This window comes from Arthrobacter sp. MMS18-M83, from assembly GCF_026683955.1.
Taxonomy (GTDB): Bacteria; Actinomycetota; Actinomycetes; order Actinomycetales; family Micrococcaceae; genus Arthrobacter.
Genome location: NZ_CP113343.1, coordinates 4,388,165 through 4,408,950, shown reverse-complemented (window position 1 = coordinate 4,408,950; position 20,786 = coordinate 4,388,165). Strand labels below are relative to the sequence as shown.

18 protein-coding genes and 2 tRNA genes are annotated in these 20,786 nt (G+C 63.1%); 4 read left to right on the top strand and 16 right to left on the bottom strand.

The genetic code is table 11. The annotated features are described in order from the left end of the window. The first annotated feature begins 131 nt into the window (after window positions 1-131). Window positions 132-845 carry a vitamin K epoxide reductase family protein gene (locus OW521_RS20830; RefSeq protein ID WP_268021401.1) on the top strand — a complete coding sequence of 238 codons (714 nt, stop codon included), beginning with the start codon at window positions 132-134 and terminating at the stop codon, window positions 843-845. Window positions 846-933: 88 nt separating this feature from the next. Here the strand turns inward: OW521_RS20830 and ndk are convergent, their stop codons facing one another. The 7 genes from ndk to OW521_RS20795 form a co-directional block, all read right to left on the bottom strand. Beyond that, complete coding sequence (ndk, locus tag OW521_RS20825) at window positions 934-1,353, bottom strand: nucleoside-diphosphate kinase (protein WP_268021400.1); 420 nt, start codon at window positions 1,351-1,353, stop codon at window positions 934-936. A 54-nt stretch (window positions 1,354-1,407) separates the two neighbouring features. Next, complete coding sequence (locus OW521_RS20820; protein ID WP_268021399.1) at window positions 1,408-1,860, bottom strand: DUF4233 domain-containing protein; 453 nt, start codon at window positions 1,858-1,860, stop codon at window positions 1,408-1,410. 2 nt (window positions 1,861-1,862) lie between these two features. After that, complete coding sequence (locus OW521_RS20815; protein WP_268021398.1) at window positions 1,863-3,224, bottom strand: bifunctional folylpolyglutamate synthase/dihydrofolate synthase; 1,362 nt, start codon at window positions 3,222-3,224, stop codon at window positions 1,863-1,865. A 3-nt stretch (window positions 3,225-3,227) separates the two neighbouring features. Then, complete coding sequence (ileS, locus tag OW521_RS20810) at window positions 3,228-6,575, bottom strand: isoleucine--tRNA ligase (RefSeq protein WP_268021397.1); 3,348 nt, start codon at window positions 6,573-6,575, stop codon at window positions 3,228-3,230. Window positions 6,576-6,905: 330 nt separating this feature from the next. After that, entirely contained in the window at window positions 6,906-7,664 is a 759-nt protein-coding gene (locus OW521_RS20805; RefSeq protein WP_268021396.1) for an SDR family oxidoreductase, read from the bottom strand. A gap of 9 nt (window positions 7,665-7,673) precedes the next feature. After that, entirely contained in the window at window positions 7,674-8,312 is a 639-nt protein-coding gene (locus tag OW521_RS20800) for a class I SAM-dependent methyltransferase (protein ID WP_268021395.1), read from the bottom strand. Next, window positions 8,309-8,686, bottom strand: a complete 378-nt coding sequence (locus OW521_RS20795; RefSeq protein WP_268021394.1) for a DUF488 domain-containing protein — start codon at window positions 8,684-8,686, stop codon at window positions 8,309-8,311. The genes OW521_RS20800 and OW521_RS20795 overlap by 4 nt, the downstream gene beginning before the upstream one ends. Before the next feature lie 63 nt (window positions 8,687-8,749). Between OW521_RS20795 and valS the strand changes: the two genes are divergently transcribed. Together valS and OW521_RS20785 are read left to right on the top strand one after the other, a co-directional pair. Beyond that, complete coding sequence (valS, locus tag OW521_RS20790) at window positions 8,750-11,371, top strand: valine--tRNA ligase (RefSeq protein ID WP_268021393.1); 2,622 nt, start codon at window positions 8,750-8,752, stop codon at window positions 11,369-11,371. Between the two features lie 383 nt (window positions 11,372-11,754). After that, on the top strand, window positions 11,755-12,630 hold the full coding sequence (locus OW521_RS20785) for an Fpg/Nei family DNA glycosylase (RefSeq protein WP_268021392.1): 876 nt from the start codon (window positions 11,755-11,757) through the stop codon (window positions 12,628-12,630). Between the two features lie 36 nt (window positions 12,631-12,666). Here the strand turns inward: OW521_RS20785 and OW521_RS20780 are convergent, their stop codons facing one another. The 6 genes from OW521_RS20780 to OW521_RS20755 all read right to left on the bottom strand — a co-directional run bounded on the left by OW521_RS20780 (window position 12,667) and on the right by OW521_RS20755 (window position 17,898). After that, window positions 12,667-13,236, bottom strand: coding sequence for a mycothiol-dependent nitroreductase Rv2466c family protein (locus tag OW521_RS20780; RefSeq protein ID WP_268026033.1), 570 nt, complete (start codon window positions 13,234-13,236; stop codon window positions 12,667-12,669). Between the two features lie 126 nt (window positions 13,237-13,362). Beyond that, window positions 13,363-14,649 (bottom strand): ATP-dependent Clp protease ATP-binding subunit ClpX, encoded by a 1,287-nt coding sequence (clpX, locus tag OW521_RS20775; RefSeq protein ID WP_265979940.1) that lies wholly within the window; start codon window positions 14,647-14,649, stop codon window positions 13,363-13,365. 184 nt (window positions 14,650-14,833) lie between these two features. Then, complete coding sequence (locus tag OW521_RS20770) at window positions 14,834-15,493, bottom strand: ATP-dependent Clp protease proteolytic subunit (RefSeq protein ID WP_234749864.1); 660 nt, start codon at window positions 15,491-15,493, stop codon at window positions 14,834-14,836. 37 nt (window positions 15,494-15,530) lie between these two features. Then, on the bottom strand, window positions 15,531-16,142 hold the full coding sequence (locus OW521_RS20765) for an ATP-dependent Clp protease proteolytic subunit (RefSeq protein ID WP_234749995.1): 612 nt from the start codon (window positions 16,140-16,142) through the stop codon (window positions 15,531-15,533). 242 nt (window positions 16,143-16,384) lie between these two features. Then, window positions 16,385-17,755: a trigger factor gene (tig, locus tag OW521_RS20760; RefSeq protein WP_268021391.1), complete on the bottom strand. Its 1,371-nt coding sequence runs from the start codon at window positions 17,753-17,755 to the stop codon at window positions 16,385-16,387. 68 nt (window positions 17,756-17,823) lie between these two features. Continuing rightward, window positions 17,824-17,898, bottom strand: a tRNA-Pro gene (locus tag OW521_RS20755). A 144-nt stretch (window positions 17,899-18,042) separates the two neighbouring features. Between OW521_RS20755 and OW521_RS20750 the strand changes: the two genes are divergently transcribed. Then, a tRNA-Gly gene (locus tag OW521_RS20750) sits at window positions 18,043-18,116 on the top strand. 79 nt (window positions 18,117-18,195) lie between these two features. Here the strand turns inward: OW521_RS20750 and OW521_RS20745 are convergent. The 3 genes from OW521_RS20745 to OW521_RS20735 form a co-directional block, all read right to left on the bottom strand. Beyond that, window positions 18,196-19,101 (bottom strand): Fpg/Nei family DNA glycosylase, encoded by a 906-nt coding sequence (locus OW521_RS20745; RefSeq protein ID WP_268021390.1) that lies wholly within the window; start codon window positions 19,099-19,101, stop codon window positions 18,196-18,198. Then, window positions 19,101-19,541, bottom strand: coding sequence for a ribose-5-phosphate isomerase (locus OW521_RS20740; RefSeq protein ID WP_268026032.1), 441 nt, complete (start codon window positions 19,539-19,541; stop codon window positions 19,101-19,103). Before OW521_RS20740 ends, OW521_RS20745 begins: the two co-directional genes overlap by 1 nt. Before the next feature lie 195 nt (window positions 19,542-19,736). Then, window positions 19,737-20,738, bottom strand: a complete 1,002-nt coding sequence (locus OW521_RS20735) for a hypothetical protein (protein WP_268021389.1) — start codon at window positions 20,736-20,738, stop codon at window positions 19,737-19,739. Window positions 20,739-20,786 lie beyond the last annotated feature (48 nt).

Sequence of the window (20,786 nt, the reverse complement as noted above, 5' to 3'; positions counted from 1 at the left end):
CCGGCAGGAATCACCTCGCGAAAGCTTCCGTGCCGTGGTCGTCTGGACGCCGCATCCAGCCACCGAGGCTAGAATCCTCCCAAGAGCACCCCCGGCCCCGGGCCGGGCTTTCCAGTAAAGGACCGCTAACCATGCCGAGCCCCGCCAGCCCGAACCTGGCCAATAACAACTCCCTCTCCCTCCGGCAAGAGAAAACCGGGAAGGACAACGCAGGGAAAAGCCCCGATGGGGGAAACGCCGCCGACGCGGCCGTGCCGCGCATGGTCCGCGACCGGCCCATTGCGTGGTTGCTGCTCGTCACCGGCGCCATAGCCTGGCTGGCATCCGGCGCGCTCGTCCTCGAGAAATTGCAGGTCCTCATCGACCCGAACCACGCAACGGTCTGCGACGTCAATCCGTGGGTGTCCTGCGGCAGTGTCATGAAGACACCGCAGAGTTCGGTCTTCGGCTTCCCCAACATGTTCATCGGCATCGTAGCCTTTGCCGTGATCATCACCACGGCCATGGCCATCTTTGCGGGGGCCAAGTTCGCCCGCTGGTACTGGGTCGGGCTTCAGACCGGCGTGACACTGGGCTTCATCTTCATCGTGTGGCTGTGGTCGCAGGCTTTGTATGTCATTCACGTCTTGTGCCCGTTCTGCATGGTGGTGTGGGCATGCATGATTCCGCTTTTCGTGTTCGTGACCATCAGGAACATGGTGCATGGGGTCATTCCGGCGCCCGCCCGCTTGGCCAAGATCCTAGGCGAATCCGGTTGGATCATTTCCGCGCTCCTCTACGTTGCCGTGATCGCGAGCATCTTCTTTGCCTTCATCAACGTCTTCATTGGCACATCGGGCTACTGAGCGCTTATCCCGTAACTGAGCTATTAACCGCAGAAGGGGCCCATGTTCGCGTGAACATGGGCCCCTTCTGCCATTGGCTTGGGGGAAACTACGCGCCGAACCAGATCTTGATCTCGCGCTCGGCGGAATCAACCGAGTCGGAACCGTGCACCAGGTTCTGTTGCACGGCCAGGCCCCAGTCGCGGCCGAAGTCACCGCGGATGGTGCCCGGTGCCGCCGTCGTCGGGTCCGTGGTTCCGGCAAGGGAGCGGAAGCCCTCGATCACGCGATGGCCCTCGAAAATGGCGGCGACAACCGGGCCGCTGAGCATGAACTCAACCAGCGGCTCGTAAAACGGCTTGCCGAGGTGCTCTTCGTAGTGCTCCTCCAGCAGCTCGCGGGTGGCGTTGACCTTCTTCAATTCGACCAAGGAGTATCCCTTGGACTCTATGCGGGCGAGGATGCTGCCGCTCAGGTTGCGGGCGACGCCGTCGGGCTTGATCAGTACAAGGGTGCGCTCAATGCTCACGGTTGCTCCAATGTGGTGGTGTGTGGGTTTCCCAGCCAGTTTACGTGGTTCGGCTCAAGCGGACTGACCCGTAGCGTCTTCCCCGTGCGAGGCGTTCCACTCGGCTTGTTCGCGATCGCGCTTGGCGTTGTCGCGGTCAATCCTCATGCCGGCGCGGATGCCGTACCACCAGCACGCCGCAAACAGGATTCCCACGACGAACATCGTAGGCTCGGCGAATCCAGTAAGGATCAGAACCAGCTGCAATGCCCAGCCAACTCCGACGCCCCACGGCTTGCTGAGGACAGCACAGGCCAGGACCAGCACAACGCTTAATGTAATGCCGAAGGTCAGGATCAGTGCCGGCGATATCTCTCCACGCTTCAGGCCGAAAACAGCCAAGGTGGCGAAGAAAGCGACGAAAGCTTCCAGGAGGAGCACGGTCGAAGCAAACATCACCTTGGTGGAACGGCGCTTCTTGCGCATCCCCGGGCGCCACTCGCGCTGGGCCTTCGTGAGTTTGGCCATGCTTAGGCACCGGCCTTTCCAAGGAGCACGCGGGCTTCGGCCACCACGGTGATGGAACCGGTGACAAGTACCCCGCCGGCCAGGTCTTCGTTGGCTTCAGCGCGTTCCACAGCCCATTCGATCGCGTCATCGAGCTTCTCAGCAATGTGGACGTTGTCCGCACCGAATCCGAGGTCGACGGCGAGATCGGCCAGTTGCGCGGCCGGGATGGCCCGCGGTGAGCTCGACTGCGTGAAGCAGAACTCTTCTGCCAGTCCGCCCAGGGATTCCTTGAGCTGCCGCAGGATTTCTTCCGCGTCTTTTTCCTTGAGGACCCCGAGGACCACCACCAGCTTGCTGAAGCTGAAGGCCTCTTCGATTGCCTCGGCCGAGACGCGGATGCCATCAGGGTTGTGGGCGGCGTCCACGATGATCGTGGGAGCGGTGCGTACCACTTCAAGACGGCCGGGCGACGTGACGTTGCCGAAAGCCTCGCGGAGGACATCGCCGTCGAGCTCTTTTTCGCCGCCACCCAGGAACGCTTCGAGGGCCGCGACGGCGACTGCGGCGTTCTCAGCTTGGTGGGCGCCGTGCAAGGGCAGCAGCAGGTCCTGATAGCGGCCAGCGAGCCCCTGGATGGTCAGCACTTGACCTCCAACGGCGACGCTGCGGGACTCCACGCCGAATTCGACGCCTTCGAAGCGGAACGGCACCCCAACCTCGCGCGCCTTCTCCAAGAGCACCTGCGCGGCGTCCACGGGCTGGGCCGCGCTGACCAGGAAGCCGCCAGGCTTGATGATCCCAGCCTTCTCGCGGGCGATGTCCTCCGTGGTGTCGCCGAGGAGATCCGTGTGGTCGAGCGAAATCGGCGTGACCACGGAAACCTGGCCGTCGCCTACGTTGGTGGCATCGGTGATGCCACCAAGGCCAACCTCAATGACAGCGACATTGACGGGCTGGTCAGCGAAGATCGCGAAACCGAGGATGGTCAGGCACTCGAAGTATGTGAGCTTGGGCTGGCCGTCGGCCTCGAGTTCCTTGTCCACGATCTCGAGGTAAGGCCGGATCTCGTCCCAGATCCGGACGAAGGTCTCATCCGAAACCGGCTCGCCGTCGATGCTGATGCGCTCGGTGACCTTCGACAGGTGCGGGCTGGTGTAGCGGCCGGTACTCAAGCCATGGGCGCGAAGCCCAGCCTCAATCATGCGGGCGGTGGATGTCTTGCCGTTAGTGCCGGTGATGTGGATGATCGGGAACGCCTTGTTGGGCTCCCCCAGCACGTCCATGGCCCGGTACAGCGGCGCCAGCCGCGGCTCCATTTTGTTTTCCGGGGCGCGGCCCAGGAGTTCGGCGTAGACGCTTTCTACGGAGAATTCGTCGCTCATGTACTAGGCCTCGATCTTGGTAACAGTGATCTGCGGCTCGACGGCGTCGCCGGAGACGACGGGGTCGAGCTTGAGGGACAGGGTTTCGGTCTTGACCAACTCTTCATTGGCGCGAAGCGCGTCAACAACGTCGTGGACAGCCAGCACGGTGGTGTGGATGCGGTCGCTGACGTTGAGTCCGGCGTCCTTGCGGGCCTGCTGGATGGCACGGACCATGTCGCGCGCCAGGCCTTCGGCAGCAAGTTCCGGGGTGACCTCGGTGTTCAGGACCACGAAGCCACCACCGGGGAGGACAGCCACTGCCGCGGAGGATCCGTCAGCCGATTCCGCGACGACGGTTTCCAGCGTGTACTCCTGCGGTTCCAGTTCGAGGCCGCCTGCCGTGACCACCCCTGCATCGGAAACCGACCAGTCGCCGGACTTGGAGCCCTTGATGGCCTGCTGGACGTTCTTTCCCAGGCGTGGACCTGCCGCGCGGGCATTGACCACGAGTTTCTGCTCGATGCCGAATTCCTCCGGCGACGCCGTGGCGGCGTCCATGAGCCGGACGGAACGCAGGTTCAGTTCGTCCGCGACGACGGCGGCGAAGCCTTCCAGCGCATCCGCACCGGGTGCCACCACCGCGAGTTCCTGCAGCGGCAGGCGAACGCGGAGGTTGGCGGCCTTGCGCAGGCTGGAACCGGCCGAGCAGATTTGCTGGACGCGGTCCATGGCTTGCACGAGATCCGGGTTTGCGGGGAACAGCGCGGCCTCGGGCCAATCCGCCAAGTGCACGGAGCGGCCGCCGGTCAAGCCCCGCCAGATCTCCTCGGAAACCAGGGGAAGCAGCGATGCAGAGACGCGGCAGACGGCTTCGAGCGCCGTGTAGAGGGCGTCGAAAGCGTCGGTGTTCTCGTCGAAGAAGCGTTGGCGGCTGCGGCGCACGTACCAGTTGGTGAGCATGTCCAGGTAGCTGCGCAGCTCATCGCAGGCGCCGGAAATGTCGTATTCGTCCAGGCTGGAAGTGATGTTGCGGACGAGGTCCCCGGTGTTTGCCAGAAGGTACTGGTCCAGGGTGTCTGTGTAGCCGTCGTAGCGCAGTTTGGCGTCATAGCCGGCGCCACTATTGGAGGCGTTCGTGTACAGAGTGAAGAAGCTGTACACGTTCCACAGCGGCAAGATGACCTGGCGGACGCCGTCGCGGATTCCCTGCTCGGTGACCACGAGGTTGCCGCCGCGCAGGATGGGGCTGGACATCAGGAACCAGCGCATGGCGTCGGAGCCGTCGCGGTCCAGGACCTCGGAGACGTCCGGGTAGTTACGCAGGCTCTTGGACATCTTCTGCCCATCCGAGCCCAGGACGATGCCATGGCTGATCACATTGCGGAAGGCCGGCCGGTCGAAGAGTGCCGTGGACAAGATGTGCAGCATGTAGAACCAGCCGCGGGTTTGCCCGATGTACTCCACGATGAAGTCTGCAGGGTTGTGGGTGTCGAACCATTCCTCGTTCTGGAACGGGTAGTGCACCTGGCCGTAGGGCATTGAACCGGAATCGAACCAGACGTCCAGGACGTCCTCAACTCGGCGCATGGTGGACTGGCCGTCTTCAGGAGAGCGCGGGTCGTCCGGGTTGGGCCGGGTCAGTTCGTCGATGAACGGGCGGTGCAGGTCAACCTGGCCGTCGTTGTTCATCGGAAGACGGCCGAAATCGGCCTCCATCTCGGCGAGGGAGCCGTAGACGTCGGTGCGCGGGTACTCGGGGTCATCGGACTGCCACACCGGGATGGGCGAGCCCCAGTAACGGTTGCGGCTGATGGACCAGTCGCGGGCGTTGGCCAGCCATTTGCCGAACTGTCCGTCCTTGACGTTGCCGGGGATCCAGTTGATCTCCTGGTTCAGTTCGGACATCCGGTCCTTGAACTTGGTGACCTCCACATACCAGGAAGACACAGCGCGGTAGATCAAGGGGTTACGGCAGCGCCAGCAGTGCGGGTAGCTGTGCTCGTAGCTGGCTTGGCGAACCAAACGACCGCCGGAACGGAGGGCCTGCGTGATCGGCTTGTTGGCATCGAACACCTGCAGCCCGGAGATCTCGGCAAGGGGCCCGTGCGCGAACAGGTGGAGGAACTTGGCGCCTTCGTCGACGGAAAGCACCACGGGGATACCGGCGTCCTCACAGACTTTCTGGTCGTCTTCACCGTAGGCCGGAGCCTGGTGGACGATGCCCGTACCGTCCGTGGTGGTGACGTAGTCCGCTACGAGGAACCGCCAGCCGTTCTGCGTACCGTACTTCTCGACGTCGGAGAAGTAATCCCAAAGCGGCTCGTACTCCAGGCCAGCCAACTGGGAGCCCGTGTAACTGGCGGTGACGGCGGCGGCCGCGGCAGCGCCGTCGTCGTACCCGAGATCCTTGGCGTAGGTGCCGAGAAGATCGGCGGCCAGCAGGAAGCTGCCCGTCACGGGGGCCTCCGGGGAGGCGGCCTTGATGCCGTTCGGACCGGCCGGAACCACCGCGTAGGAGATGTCGGGCCCGACGGCGAGCGCCAGGTTGGTGGGCAGCGTCCAAGGGGTGGTGGTCCAGGCGAGCGCCTGCACACCTTCGAGGGACTTGGAGAGGTCCGACTCCCCTGCCTTGATGGGGAAAGTCACGGTGACGGTCTGGTCCTGGCGGTTTTTGTAGACATCGTCATCCATGCGCAGCTCATGGTTGGACAGCGGGGTCTCGTCCTTCCAGCAGTACGGCAGGACGCGGTAGCCGTTGTAGGTGAGGCCCTTTTCATGGAGCTGTTTGAAGGCCCAGAGGACCGACTCCATGTATTCGACGTTGAGTGTCTTGTAGTCGTTGTCGAAGTCCACCCAGCGCGCCTGGCGCGTGACATAGCTCTTCCACTCGTCCGCGTACTTCATGACCGAGGCGCGGCAGGCGTCGTTGAACTTGTCGATGCCCATGGCTTCGATCTGGGTCTTGTCGGTCATGCCCAGTTGCTTCATGGCTTCGAGCTCAGCGGGAAGGCCGTGCGTATCCCAGCCGAAGCGTCGCTCGACGCGCTTGCCCCGCTGGGTCTGGTAGCGGCCCACCAGGTCCTTGGCGTAACCGGTCAGGAGGTGGCCGTAGTGGGGCAGGCCGTTGGCGAAGGGAGGGCCGTCATAGAAGACGAACTCGTTGCTGCCAGGGTGCCCGCCGGGAAGATCAGCGCTGCGCTGGTCAATGCTGGCTTGGAAGGTGCCGTCCTCATCCCAGTATTTGAGGATGCGCTCTTCGATCTCCGGGAACTTCACGGAGGCGGACACTCCTGTTGCGGTGCCGGACAAAGCTGTGCCGGACAAAGCTGTGCCGGACAGTGTTGCGGAGGCCTTGGGGTAATACGTCATCTCTTCATCCTGGGGTTGAGCCGGTGAACACAAAGTTTCATTCAGGATGCGAGGACGGCGCCAGGCCGTTGTTTCCAACAGCGCCGGTACCGCGGTACCACCTCACTTACCGCCCGCTGGCACTGCTCCTTTGAGGAGAGCTGCTCCGGCGTTCGGCCGCTCATTGCTGCTGTGACGGGCTTACCCGTCCGGTTCTACTAACCCTTGGTGCCAGGGGCGTTCTTCCGGAAGCTCACCGGTGATGTCCGGGTCAAAGCTTGTGCCACAAGTCTAGCGGCAGCGGCGCCGCGAGCTCCACTTGGGGCATGGAACGCGCGGCGCCGGTTCCCCTTAGCCCTTGCGGATCAACTTGTGGGTAGCTGCTTGCGCCACCGGACGCACAATGATCTCGTCCAGGTTGATGTGGTGCGGCACTGAGACTGCGTACTTGACGACGTCGGCGACGTCCTCAGGCGTGAGCGGCTTCTCGACGCCGGCGTACACCTTGGCTGCAGCAGTAGCATCACCGAGGCGTTTGAGCGCGAACTCCTCAGTGCGGACGAGACCGGGCGCAACCTCGATCACGCGGATGTTGTTCTCGGCTTCCTCCAGCCGCAGGGCGGCGGTCATCGCGTGCTGGGCAAACTTGGCCGCGTTGTATCCGCCGCCACCCTCGTAGGCTGTGAAGCCCGCAGTCGACGTCAAGTTCAGGACGGTGCCCTCCCCGTTGGCCCGCAGCATCGGGAGGAAGGCCCGGGTCAGCTTCAGGGTGCCGAGCACGTTGACTTGGTACATCCAGTCCCAGTCTTCGGTCTGCGCATTGGCCAGGGTGTCTGCGCCTCGTGCACCGCCGGCAATATTGATGAGGGTGTCTGCTCCCCCTGCTTCGGTGACGGCCGAGAGCAAGGCGGCGACGTCGTCGTCGTTGGTGATATCCGCTGCAAACGGCACGGCTCCGGTCTCGGCGCCGAGGGCCTCGAGCCGGTCCGCGCGGCGGGCGACGGCGAACACCTTCCATCCATCTGCGGTGAGGGCCCGCACTGTGGCCTCGCCGATTCCCGTGCTGGCGCCGGTCACTATTGCGGTCTTCGTCTGTACTTCCTCAGTCATGGCACCACCCTAACGTGGTTCATCGGGAGAAATCGCACGGCCAAGGATGTGGGCGATCGGCGGGGACAGTGGCCCCGCCGAGAAGCCGAAACGCTCAGTGTCCAGCACCTGAAAACCGGCGGCAGCGATCGCCTGGAGGGTGTCGCGGTTGGGATGGCAGCCCCCGGCCATACGCTGCCAAACGGGAGTGAGCAGATCCTCGACTGCAGCGAGAACCCTCCGATCCGAACGCACGTGCTCGTAGAACGCCAAGGTTCCGCCGGGACGAAGCACCCGGCGGATTTCCGCCAAGACCGCAGCTTGGTCAGCGACGCTGCACAGGACAAGACTGACCACGACGGCGTCCGCCTCGCCATCGGCCGCTGGAATGTTCTCGGCGGTGCCGGGAACAACCGCGACCGGGACAGCAACGAGCTTTGCCTTCTGCTCAGCAAGGCCCCTGAGGTAGTCGTCAGGTTCAACCCCGAGGACATTTTCGACAGTGGCCGGGTACAAGCCGAACGACGAGCCCTCGCCGGCACCGACCTCGATGACCCGGCCCCGCAGGCCGGCCAGCAAGCTGCGCCGGTGCTCGGTGCCGCCGCGGCGGTTTATCGCTGGAACCGCTCGGGCGTAAGCCCGCGCAAAGCGCGGGTGCTGCGGGGTCATGTGCCCGCCGTCCCGGCGCCTAGCAAGAACTCCAGGAGCACGCGGGCGTGGTTGACTTCGGGGTCCCGGGCTCCGTAAAGCAGGGTCAGGCGCGTCTTGCCGGCCGCCAACTCCAGCAACTGGTCCACGGCGGGATTCTGTTCCAGCTCGGCCTCATACTGCTTCTTGAAGTCCGCGAAATGCTCCTGCATGTGCGCAAATTCCGTGCGCAGCGGCGGCGACGGTGCGATCTCCTTCAGCCAGAGATCCAAACGGGCGCGTTCCTTGGATACCCCTCTCGGCCAGAGCCGGTCCACCAAAACCCGGTAGCCGTCGTCGTCGGCTGCTTCGTCATAGATGCGCTTGATAGCCAAAACATCTTTGAGTTCCGTCATGGGCCGCATGCTACTGCACGTCCGCGTGCCGCGGAACAATGGGGGCCATGAAACAATTGGCCCATGGCTGAATCAACGCAGGGTACAGACACGCCCGCCACCGCCCCCATCAACGTTCCCGACAAGCCGGCCCTTGAAGGCCTTGAGGCTGCCCTGACGCAGCGCTGGCTGGACGAAGGAACCTACAAGTTCAACCCGGACACCACCCGGGAGCAGGTCTACTCGATCGACACTCCCCCGCCTACCGCTTCGGGTTCGCTCCATGTTGGCCACATGTTCTCGTTCACGCAGACGGATGTCCAGGCCCGCTACATGCGCATGACCGGCAAGAACGTGTTCTACCCGATGGGTTGGGACGACAACGGCCTGCCCACCGAGCGCCGCGTCCAGAACTACTACGGCGTCCGCTGCGATCCTGCCATTCCGTACAACGCCGACTACCGCCCGCCGGCGGAGCCCGCAAAGAACCAGCGGGACTTCGACGTCGTCTCCCGGCAGAACTTCATCGAACTCTGCGAGGAACTCGCCGTCGAGGACGAGAAGGTCTTCGAGAACCTGTTCCAGACCCTTGGCTTGTCCGTGGACTGGGACCTCACCTACCGCACTATCGATGACACTTCCCGTGCGGTGTCCCAGCGCGCCTTCCTCGCGAACCTGAACGCCGGCGACGCCTACATGGCGGAGGCTCCCACGTTGTGGGACGTGACGTTCCGCACCGCCGTCGCGCAGGCCGAACTGGAGGACCGCGAAGTTGCCGGAGCGTACTACCGCTACCCCTTCTTCACCGCCGACGGCGAAAAGATCTACATCGAGACCACGCGCCCGGAACTGCTCGCGGCGTGCGCGGCCCTGGTGGCAAACCCCGACGACGAGCGTTACCAGCCGCTGTTCGGCAAGACCGTCACGTCTCCCCTGTTCGATGTCGAACTGGAGGTCAAGGCGCACCCGCTTGCCAAGGCGGACAAGGGCTCGGGCATCGCCATGGTCTGCACCTTCGGCGACCTGACGGACGTCACCTGGTGGCGCGAGCTGCAGTTGCCCACCCGGGCGATTGTGGGCCGTGACGGGCGCATCATCGCCGAGACTCCGGAATGGATCACCACCGACGCCGGCCGTGAAGCCTATGCCGCGATCGCCGGAAAGACGGTGTTCGGCGCGAAGGAAGCCGTGGTGGAACTCCTCACGGCTGCCGATCTGCTGGACGGCGAGCCCACGAAGATCACGCACCCGGTGAACTTCTTCGAAAAGGGCGACAAGCCACTCGAAGTTGTCACATCGCGCCAGTGGTACATCCGCAATGGCGGCAGGGACGAGGATCGCCGCGAACGGTTGATCGCGCGAGGACACGAGATCGAGTTCCACCCGTCCTTCATGCGCTCCCGCTATGAGAACTGGATCTCCGGCTTGAACGGCGATTGGCTCGTTTCGCGCCAGCGCTTCTTCGGCGTGCCGATCCCCGTCTGGTACCCGCTTGATGCCCAGGGCAACCCGGACTACGCGAACCCGATACTCCCGTCCGACGAGTCCCTGCCCGTGGACCCTGCGGCGGACGCCGCTCCGGGCTTCGACGAGTCCCGGCGCGAGCAGCCCAACGGCTTCATCGGTGACGCGGATGTCCTGGATACCTGGGCCACGTCCTCCCTGACACCGCAGATCGTGGGCGGCTGGAGCCGTGACGAGGAACTGTTCGGCAAGGTCTACCCCTTCGACCTCCGTCCCCAAGGCCACGACATCATCCGCACCTGGCTCTTCTCCTCGGCCGTGCGGGCCGATGCCCTCCAGAACAGCGCACCGTGGAAGCACGCTGCCATCTCGGGCTGGATCCTGGACCCGGACCGCAAGAAAATGTCCAAGTCCAAGGGCAACGTGGTGGTTCCGACCGACGTCCTCAACGAATTCGGTTCCGACGCCGTCCGCTACTGGGCTGCCTCGGCCAAGCTTGGCGCGGACACCGCCTACGAGATCGCCCAGATGAAGATCGGCCGCCGCCTGGCCATCAAGCTGCTCAACGCCTCCAAGTTCGTGCTGAATCTGGGCGCAACCGAGAACTCGGTTGTCGGCGCGGACCTGTCCGTCCTGGGCAACCCCCTGGACCGCGCACTGCTGGCACAGCTGGCCGACGTGGTGGCCCAGTCCACCAAGGCGTTCGACAACTACGACTACGCGCGCGCCCTCCAGATCACGGAATCGTTCTTCTGGCAGTTCACTGACGATTATGTTGAACTCATCAAGGACCGCGCTTACGGTGCCGCCGGCGAGACGGAGCAGGCCTCCGTCCTCGCGGCCCTCGCCACCACACTGGATTCACTGTTGCGCCTGTTCGCACCGTTCCTGCCCTTCGCCACCGAAGAAGTCTGGAGCTGGTGGCGCGTAGGCTCAGTGCACCGTGCGGCGTGGCCGTCTGCCCTGGAAATCGTCGGCGGCGACACCACCATGCTGGGCACCGTTGGCATTGCGCTGAGCGGTATCCGCAAGGCCAAGTCGGAGGCCAAGGTCAAGCAGCGCACCGAAGTTCTCTCCGCCACGATCACTGCGGGCGAATCCTTTGTTGCACAGCTGGAAGCCGGACTGGGAGATTTGAAGGCTGCGGCCAACGCACAGGAGATTTCGCTAGTAGCCGCTGACGGCGAACTCACGGTGAGCGACGTGGTCCTGGCGCCTGCCGAGGAGCCCGCGCAAGCCTAGTTTCGAAGAGCCCGGGAGTTTCCGGGCTCTGTCCGTGAGTTTTCGGGCAAAGGGGAAGCCCCATCAGCGTTTAGCCGTTGGTGGGGCTTCGACTTTTCGGCTGTCCGGTGACGTCTTGACAGTCTGGCGGAATCCTCAGACTTTCAGGTCTTCCTACCTCGTCACTGGTAGCTTGCATCCAACTTTGCCGAAGGCTGCGTCAGATACATATCACTGAATCTTTGGTTTCCGTGTCCCCCTTCTTTCGAAGTGGGTAAGTTCTATTCTTGACCCGCTCCCCAGCCAGCACAAGCCCTCCTCAGGAACTACTGGGATGTAATTCACGGCGTTCGTGACTGGCCTTCGGGGTTCTGGCGTTGGGTGCTTTGTGGCACAGTGTTGCTATGCCAGAACTTCCCGAAGTGGCCGGACTAGCCGCCTTCCTGGGCAGGAACCTTCTCGGTGCCGAATTGACGAAGATCCAGATCACCTCCTTTGCGGTGCTCAAGACCGCCGATCCACCGTATTCGTCCCTGGAGGGCCGGAAAGTCCTCGGGGTGGAGCGCTTCGGCAAGTTCATCAGTCTCGACGCCGACGGGATCCATTTCATTTTCCACCTCGCCAAGGCCGGATGGTTGCGCTACACCGAGCAGCCATCGCAGGCCCAGCTACGGATGGGCGGCAGCAATATTGCCGCCAGGCTCAGCTTCACAAAGAGCGACGGCTCAACACACGTCGGCGTGGATCTGACGGAGGCGGGCACGAAGAAAAGCCTTGCCGTGTACGTGGTACGAAGCCCATTGGACGTCCCGGGTATCGCAACCCTGGGTCCGGACCCCCTGAGCCCGGAATTCACCGCCGAAACCTTGGCCGGGATCCTGGCCACAAGCTCTCACCAAATCAAGGGGCTGCTCCGGAGCCAGAGCGTCATCGCGGGCATCGGGAACGCCTACAGCGACGAGATCCTCCACGCCGCCAGAATTTCACCGTTCGCGATCGCCAAGTCGCTGGACAGGAGTACCACCCAGGTCCTCTATGAGGCCATCGAAAGCGTCCTGGGTGCGGCTGTCGCCGCCGCAACCGGCAAAGCCTCCAACGAGCTCAAGGACGCGAAGCGGAGCACCATGAGGGTGCATGGCAGGGCGGGCCAGCCATGCCCGGTGTGCGGAACCACGATCCGCGAGGTGTCCTTTGCCGACACTGCGTTGCAGTATTGCCCGGGCTGCCAAACAAACGGAAAGATCCTGGCGGACCGTAGAACGTCGCGCTTCCTGAAATAACGGTGCCTGCGGCTCAAACGACTGCCACGGCTCAGGCTAGTTGAATTCGGGGCTTTCCGTCCGGCTGCGCTTCAGTTCAAAGAAGTGCGGGTAGCCGGCCAGCGTGACCGTGGCATCCCAGATTCGGCCGGCTTCTTCGCCTCGGGGAATACGGGTCAGGACGGGGCCGAAGAACGCAGTGCCGTTGACCGCGACCACCGGAGTCCCCACGTCCTGGCCCACCAAGGAAATACCGGATTCGTGGCTGGCACGCAGCTGGACGTCGTATTCCTCGGAATCGGCGAAGCGGGCCAACTCGGCGGGCAGGCCCGTTTCAGCCAGGGCCTTGGAGATGACCTCGGCGAAATCCTTGATGCCTTCGTGGTGGATGAGGGAACCCATCGCGTCGTACAGCGGCTTGATGTACTCGTCTCCGTGCAGCTCGCGGGCGGCAATGATGACCCGGACCGGTCCCCAGCCAAGCTCCATCTTCTCCGCGTACTCTGCCGGAAGTTCGCGGCCTTCGTTGAGCACCGAAAGGCTCATGACGTTCCAGGTGGTCTCGATGCCACGGACGTCTTCCACTTCGCCAATCCAGCGGGATGTGACCCAGGCGAAAGGGCACATGGGGTCGAACCAGAAATCAACCTTGTTTGCGGTCTGCTCGGGCACAGGGAACTCCTCGGATAGGACGTAAGGGGACGCGGCTGGCCGGAAGAATGTGCGTCCGGCACCAGCTATGCCAACCTCGGGCTAGGCGGACTTATTCCGCCGCTTCGCCACGACTTCGTGTGCGATCATCGTGGGCTGGCCTTTCTTGTTGACGGCATCCGCGGTGATGACCACGCTGGCGATGTCGTCGCGGCTGGGCAGGTCGAACATGACCGGCAACAGCACTTCTTCCATGATGGCCCGCAGGCCGCGGGCTCCAGTCCCGCGTTCAAGCGCTTGGTCGGCAATCGAGTCCAGGGCGTCGTCGTCGAACAAAAGCTCTACGCCGTCCAGCTGGAACATCTTCTGGTACTGCTTGACCAGCGCGTTCTTGGGCTTGGAGAGAATCTGGATAAGCGCCGAGCGGTCAAGGTTGGACACGGTGGTGATCACAGGCAGGCGTCCAATGAATTCAGGAATCAGCCCAAATTTGAGCAGGTCCTCCGGCATCACCTCGCCGTAGCTGTCCACGTTGTCCTTGACCTCGTTGAGCGGGGCCCCGAATCCAATGCCCTTGCGGCCGGACCGCGATCCGATGATGTCCTCGAGTCCGGCAAAGGCCCCAGCCACAATGAACAGCACATTGGTGGTGTCGATCTGGATGAATTCCTGATGCGGGTGCTTACGACCACCCTGCGGTGGAACCGAGGCCACCGTTCCTTCGAGGATCTTCAGGAGTGCCTGCTGAACGCCTTCGCCGGAGACGTCGCGTGTGATGGACGGGTTCTCGCTCTTACGCGAAATCTTGTCGATCTCGTCGATGTAGATGATGCCCTGTTCGGCCTTCTTGACGTCGTAGTCAGCGGCTTGGATGAGCTTCAGCAGGATGTTTTCTACGTCCTCGCCCACGTATCCGGCTTCAGTCAAGGCGGTGGCGTCAGCGACGGCGAAAGGAACGTTCAAGCGGCGCGCGAGCGTCTGTGCCAGGTAGGTCTTGCCGCAACCGGTGGGGCCAATCAGCAGGATATTGGACTTGGCGATCTCCACGTCCTCGTGGTGTCCGCCTTCGCCCAGTCCGGTCTTCGGCGCGTGACCCGCCTGGATGCGCTTGTAGTGGTTGTAGACCGCGACGGCGAGGGAGCGTTTCGCAGGCTCCTGGCCAATGACGTACTCCTGGAGGAAATCGAAGATTTCCCGCGGCTTGGGCAACTCAAAGCTGCCCAGATCCGACACTTCGGCGAGCTCCTCTTCGATGATCTCATTGCAGAGTTCGATGCACTCGTCGCAGATGTACACGCCGGGCCCGGCAATCAGCTTCCGCACCTGCTTCTGGCTCTTTCCGCAGAAAGAACACTTCAGCAAATCCGTGCTCTCGCCAATCCGAGCCATGTGGGAATCCCTTCGTTTCATGCGGGTGGTGCAGCCCCGTACCTATCCGCCAAGTTCGCAGGATCGCAGCGGGGGCGCCACCATGACAACTTCCACTGTAGGACACAATGGGCTGCTTGGGTTGAAACAGAACGCCGATGCGGTCCATATTTCCTGAACCGCACCGGCGTCGAGTTTTGGCCAGTTACCTGGCGATTGCCTGGGGCTTGATCTTGCGGGAATCAAGCACCTGGTCGATCAATCCGTAGTTCATCGCCTCGGCGGCGGTGAGGATCTTGTCGCGCTCGATGTCGTTGTTGACCTGTTCTGGCGTCCGGCCTGAGTGCTTGGCCAGCGTATCCTCGAGCCAGGAGCGCATGCGCATGACTTCTGCGGCCTGGATCTCGAGGTCCGAGGCCTGCCCGCCCTGGCCGCCGGACAGCGACGGCTGGTGGATCAGTACGCGGGCGTTCGGCAGGGCGAGACGCTTCCCGGCAGTACCTGCCGCGAGCAGCACGGCAGCGGCACTGGCCGCCTGTCCCAGGCAAACAGTCTGGATCTCCGGCCGAATGTACGTCATGGTGTCGTAGATGGCCGTCATGGCCGTGAACGAGCCGCCCGGGGAGTTGATGTACAACGTGATGTCACGGTCCGGGTCTGTGGACTCGAGTACCAGCAGCTGGGCCATGATGTCGTCGGCGGAAGCGTCGTCAACCTGCACGCCGAGGAAGATGATGCGGTCCTCGAAGAGCTTCGTGTACGGGTCCTGACGCTTGAAGCCATAGGGCGTGCGCTCTTCGAACTGCGGGAGGACATACCGGCTGGACGGGAGATTACCGGCAGACCATCCAAAGTTGTAGTTCATGTTTATTGCTCCTGATCTGAATGTTTCTTGGTGCCGGTTAGTTCTCTGAGTTCGAGGCGTTGGCCGTTCCGCCACCGCCGGCAACCGAGCCTGCGTGGGCGGCGATCTTGTCGAAGAAGCCGTACTCGAGGGCGTCGACGGCGGTGAACCACTTGTCGCGGTCGTTGTCCTTGAGGATGGTATCGACAGTCTGCCCGGTCTGTTCGGCAGTCAGCTCAGCCATGACCTTCTTCATGTGCAGGATCAATTCAGCCTGGATCTTGATATCCGATGCCGTGCCACCGATGCCACCGGAAGGCTGGTGCATCAGGATGCGGGCGTTGGGCGTGGCGTAGCGCTTGCCCTTGGTGCCCGAGGAAAGAAGGAACTGGCCCATGGAGGCCGCCAGTCCGGTGGCTACCGTCACGACGTCGTTCGGGATGAACTGCATGGTGTCGTAAATGGCCATGCCGGCAGTCACCGAGCCACCAGGCGAGTTGATGTACAGGTAGATGTCCTTCTCCGGGTCTTCAGCCGACAGGAGGAGGAGCTGGGAGCAGATCGCGTTGGCGTTCTCGTCACGGACTTCGGATCCGAGCCAGATGATGCGCTCTTTCAGCAGGCGGTTGTAGATGTAGTTGTCCTGGGCCGCTGGATCGACGGTGGCCATCCTGGGGGCCTCTGCGTGCTGTGACATAAGTACTTACCTCTCGCTGGTGACAGGGCCATTGCTGAACTTGCCATCCCTGATCTTCACTACTTGGACACTAACCGTTTTCGAGGGCGATTTGTTCTCCCAAATCGCGCTGTTCGCTGACGGCGCACGATTGCCGGCGTGCGGCTTTTCGGCGCCGGCGCGGCTTAAACCAAGCCGCCCCCGGATCAGGCGATCCGGGGGCGGCTGAGGTGAAACTAGAACTTCACTGCTGCAGGGTCATCGCTCGGGACGACAGCTGCTTCTTCAGCTTCTTCGACATTCGCGGTCTCTTCGCCAGCGGGGCGCACGAAGTCGCTGAGGTCAACCTTGTTGCCCTCAGAGTCGACAACCTCGGCCTGGCCGAGGACAACTGCGAGGGCCTTGCGGCGGCGGACCTCGGAAACCATCATGGGAACCTGGCCGCTCTGATCGATGATCTGGGCGAACTGGTTCGGGTCCATGCCGTACTGGCTTGCCGTGCTGACGATGTAGTCGATCAGCTCGTTCTGGCTGACGCTCACTTCTTCCTTGTCGGCAATGGCGTCAAGGATGATTTCGTTCTGGAAGGCGCGGGCGGTGTTGGCCTTGACCTCGGCGCGGTGTTCCTCGGTGTCGTGATCGCCTTCGCCGTGGGCGTTTTCCGGGTTGAAGTGAGCCTCGAGCTGCTCTTCAACAACAGAGTCCGGAACCGGAACCTCGATAAGCTCGACGAGCTTATCGAGGACCTTGTCGCGGGCTTCGACGCCCTGGCCGACCACCTTGGACTCAGCGGCCTGCTTGGCGAGGTCTTCGCGCAGCTCAGCGAGGGTGTCGAACTCGGATGCCAGCTGGGCGAAGTCGTCGTTTGCCTCGGGAAGCTCGCGCTCCTTGACGGTCTTGACAACAGCCTTGACCTGGGCAGCCTCGCCGGCGTGCTCGCCGCCAACCAGCGTGGTGTCGAAGATTGCCTCTTCATCGGCAGACAGGCCGGTGACCGCCTCGTCGAGGCCTTCGAGCATGGTGCCGGCGCCAACCTGGTAGGACAGCCCGGTAGCGGAGTCGATCTCGGCGCCGTCGATCGTGGCGGTGATGTCGATGGTCAGGAAGTCGCCGTCGGCAGCCGGACGGTCAACCGACTTCAGCGTGCCGAAGCGGCCGCGGAGTTCATCCAGGGCCTTGTCGACGTCCGCGTCGGAGGACTCTGCTGCAGCGACCTCGACCTTGATGCCGGCGTAGTCGGGCAGTTCAACCTCGGGCCGGACGTCGATCTCAACCTGGAACTTCAGCTCACCGTCGGTCGAGGACGGGTCCGGAACCTCGGTGATCTCAACCTCGGGACGGCTCAGCGGGCGTAGGCCAGTTTCCTGGACGGCAGCCTGGTACCAGCCATTGAGGCCGTCGTTGATGGCGGTCTCCAAGACGTAGCCGCGGCCAACGCGCTGGTCAACCAGCTTGGAGGGAACCTTGCCCTTGCGGAACCCGGGAACCTGGATCTGCGAAGCAACGGTCTTGTAAGCGGCATCGATGCTCGGCTTCAGTTCCTCAAAGGGAACCTCAACGTTGAGCTTGACCCGCGTGGCGGTGAGGTTCTCGACAGCGCTCTTCACAGTCTAAGTACTCCTGGTTTTGTGGGATGGGGTTCTGCCGCGTCCCGGACCGGGACAGGCACACAGAGTCGGGGTGACAGGATTTGAACCTGCGACTTCCTGCTCCCAAAGCAGGCGCTCTAGCCAAGCTGAGCTACACCCCGTGAATGCACAGGACAGTCTACGGGCATAGCGCCGGAGAATGCACATTTGACACTTGGCCCCTGAATTAGGTTTAGTTATATCCGGCTTCAACAGCCACCGGAAAGATGCGCGGAACACCTCCAAGGGTGCATGCAGTCTTGCCCGGGGACGTAGCTTAATGGTAAAGCCTCAGTCTTCCAAACTGATTACGCGGGTTCGATTCCCGTCGTCCCCTCCAAAAACGAAGGGCCCCTCACTGAGGGGCTCTTCACGTTTAAGTGCGCTATCTGCGTGATTGTCCCGGCCAGAGGTAGATGCTAGTCCTGGCAGCCGGGGCACCAATAGAGCTTGCGCGCACCGATTTCAGCCATCCCCACTGCTTCGCCGCATCGCCGGCACGGCTGGCCCTGGCGCTTGTAGACAAAGTGGGCCTCGCCGTCGAGCGCTCCTGCGCCCCCGCCGCTCCACCAAGCCGGAGGGGTCGTAACAATCCGCCCGTCACGGACGCCGTCGTTCATGGCCGCCACCGTGTCATCCCATAGAAGCCCGGCGGTTTCGTCGTCCAAGGCACCGCCCGTGGTCCACGGATCAACGCCTTGCCGGAACAGCACCTCGGCGCGATAGATGTTTCCGATTCCGGCCACAACGGACTGGTCCATCAGGAGGAGCCCTACGGCCGTCTTGCGCCGCCGGATCCGTCGAATGAACTCGTCACGGTCCCCTGGAAGGTTTTGAAGGGGATCGGGACCAAGCCGCGCAAGGACCGTCGCCGCCTCGGCCTCGGTGATCGCCGCACACGTGGTGGCGCCTCGCAGGTCTGCCCAGCCGTTCCCTGCGACGAGGCGCACCCGGACGGCCCCCACCGGCTCGGGCGGCCCCGCATAGCTTTCTCCGTTTTCGGCGCCCAATCCGGCATCCGGCGAGAAAGTCTCACGCTCGCCGATACGCCGCGGCGCCCCGATGCTCGAGGCCCCGCGGAAGGACTCGTCGCCGCCAAAGTTCCAGGCACCATAGAGACCCAGATGGACATGAAGGATCACTCCGTGGTCAAAACGGAGGAATAGCTGCTTACCGTGCGCCGTCGCATCCTGCAGCTCGTGTCCGTCCAGAAGTGCGGCACCCGCGGTGAAACGGCCTTGCGGGCTGGAAACGTCCAGCACCTGACCCGCAAAAACATCCTGGAACTGACGTGCCAGGCGATGGATCGAATGCCCTTCAGGCATTATGCAACGATTTCGCCGGTGTTTTCATAGGTGGCGATTTTTCCGATCCGGCGGACGTGTCGCTCGTCGTTGCTGAACGGTTCCTCGAGGAAGGCCTCGATCAGTTCGGTGGCTTCCTCGACGGTGTGCTGGCGGCCGCCCACGGCGATCACGTTGGCGTCGTTGTGCTCGCGGGCAAGTTTCGCCGTGGAAAGGTTCCAAGCCAGCGCTGCCCTGACGCCTTTGACCTTGTTTGCGGCAATTTGCTCACCGTTGCCGGATCCGCCAAGGACAATGCCCAATGCGTGGACGCCGGCGGTCTGGTCGGCGACGACGGCAGCGGCCGCGTTGATGCAGAACGACGGGTAGTCGTCAAGGGCGTCGTACACCTTGGGGCCGTGGTCAACCACGTCGTAGCCTTTGGCAGTCAAGTGGCTCACCAGGTGGGCGCTGAGCTCCATGCCGGCGTGGTCCGTAGCGATGTGGACGCGGGGTGTGGTCACAGGAAGTCCATTCAGTCTGGCGCGCGAACGCGGCAAGGCCGGGCGCGGCGGTGAGGGATGCGGTTACTAGGTTACAAGGATCGGGCCGTTGCCCACCTCTTAAGACGAAGCCGGTTAAGGCGAAGCCTGCTGACGCGGCGAACCTCACCGCGCTCAGGGAGCAGGCGGCTGCTCGCCTCGCTGGGCTCGGGCAGCGACGCGGTTCAGGATTCCAGCGAGCCGGTCCGCCGTCGCTGAGGTCCCGGCGCTGAAAGCCACCCTTCGGCCACTGACCTGGCGAACGACGACGGCGGGTCCGCTACCCACGAGGACGGCCGTGGCTCCTCCGTGGTGCCGGAGTCCCCAGCCGCCAAAGTCGGCGGCCCTGATTTCTTGTGCGGCAGCTCCGGCGATGTCCACGGCGGGCACAGTCAGGACCTTCAGGACTCCGGCCAGAAAGACTTGCACTCCTCCCCGGTCAGCCCGCACCCGGACGAAGAGGAAACACGCTCCTATGACGGCGGTTGCCGCGAGCAATGCCCCCAGCCACGGGAGCGCAATAGCGATCAACATGGCAGGAAATAGGGTGGCCACGCAGATCATCACGAACACCGAGCTTCTCGCGTGAACCCAGAGCAGCATGGAATCCTCTGCCAGGCCGGGGTCTTCCTTCAGAGTTACTTCGGCTTCGAGGGCGGCGTCATCCTCCGGCGTCCAGCGCGGATCAGGCTTGAAAGCCATCATCATGACCACGCCCAAGGGCAAGGCCGCACCGGCACCCAGCGCAAGGACTGTGGCATCAACGTGCGAGTTACGCGCATCGGTGAGGCCCGTTTGTCCCACGAGTCCCGCGGCCAGCACGGAGGTGATGAAGAGCGTCACCATGAGACCCAAGCCCATCATGAACCGGCGCATGATCACCGGCCTGGCGAGCGGAACCGCTTGGATGAAGACCAACCATCCGGTCAGGACCATGAGGCCGGTTCCGCCGGACACGTAGGCGGCGAACGGCGCAAAGCTGCTGCCGCCGTCGGCATTCCATGCAATGGCGACGGGTTCAGGCAGGTTGTTGCGCAACATGAGTGCGCACACAGCAAATCCGGCGGCGAGCAGCAGCGGAAATGCCACCGCAAAGCGCAGTGCCCGGAGGTCCAACGAGTCGCGCATCTTTCCCATGATCCAACGCTACCCCGGCCGGCGACACTGTGATCCAGCGTCCTTGCC

Bases quoted from the DNA above. Each gene is read 5' to 3' on its own strand.
- OW521_RS20830 (WP_268021401.1), top strand. From the start codon at position 132: ATGCCGAGCCCCGCCAGCCCGAACCTGGCCAATAACAACTCCCTCTCC.
- OW521_RS20820 (WP_268021399.1), bottom strand. From the start codon at position 1,860: ATGGCCAAACTCACGAAGGCCCAGCGCGAGTGGCGCCCGGGGATGCGC.
- OW521_RS20815 (WP_268021398.1), bottom strand. From the start codon at position 3,224: ATGAGCGACGAATTCTCCGTAGAAAGCGTCTACGCCGAACTCCTGGGC.
- ileS (WP_268021397.1), bottom strand. From the start codon at position 6,575: ATGACGTATTACCCCAAGGCCTCCGCAACACTGTCCGGCACAGCTTTG.
- OW521_RS20805 (WP_268021396.1), bottom strand. From the start codon at position 7,664: ATGACTGAGGAAGTACAGACGAAGACCGCAATAGTGACCGGCGCCAGC.
- OW521_RS20800 (WP_268021395.1), bottom strand. From the start codon at position 8,312: ATGACCCCGCAGCACCCGCGCTTTGCGCGGGCTTACGCCCGAGCGGTT.
- OW521_RS20795 (WP_268021394.1), bottom strand. From the start codon at position 8,686: ATGACGGAACTCAAAGATGTTTTGGCTATCAAGCGCATCTATGACGAA.
- valS (WP_268021393.1), top strand. From the start codon at position 8,750: ATGGCTGAATCAACGCAGGGTACAGACACGCCCGCCACCGCCCCCATC.
- OW521_RS20785 (WP_268021392.1), top strand. From the start codon at position 11,755: ATGCCAGAACTTCCCGAAGTGGCCGGACTAGCCGCCTTCCTGGGCAGG.
- OW521_RS20780 (WP_268026033.1), bottom strand. From the start codon at position 13,236: ATGTGCCCTTTCGCCTGGGTCACATCCCGCTGGATTGGCGAAGTGGAA.
- clpX (WP_265979940.1), bottom strand. From the start codon at position 14,649: ATGGCTCGGATTGGCGAGAGCACGGATTTGCTGAAGTGTTCTTTCTGC.
- OW521_RS20770 (WP_234749864.1), bottom strand. From the start codon at position 15,493: ATGAACTACAACTTTGGATGGTCTGCCGGTAATCTCCCGTCCAGCCGG.
- OW521_RS20765 (WP_234749995.1), bottom strand. From the start codon at position 16,142: ATGGCCACCGTCGATCCAGCGGCCCAGGACAACTACATCTACAACCGC.
- OW521_RS20745 (WP_268021390.1), bottom strand. From the start codon at position 19,101: ATGCCTGAAGGGCATTCGATCCATCGCCTGGCACGTCAGTTCCAGGAT.
- OW521_RS20740 (WP_268026032.1), bottom strand. From the start codon at position 19,541: ATGGAGCTCAGCGCCCACCTGGTGAGCCACTTGACTGCCAAAGGCTAC.
- OW521_RS20735 (WP_268021389.1), bottom strand. From the start codon at position 20,738: ATGGGAAAGATGCGCGACTCGTTGGACCTCCGGGCACTGCGCTTTGCG.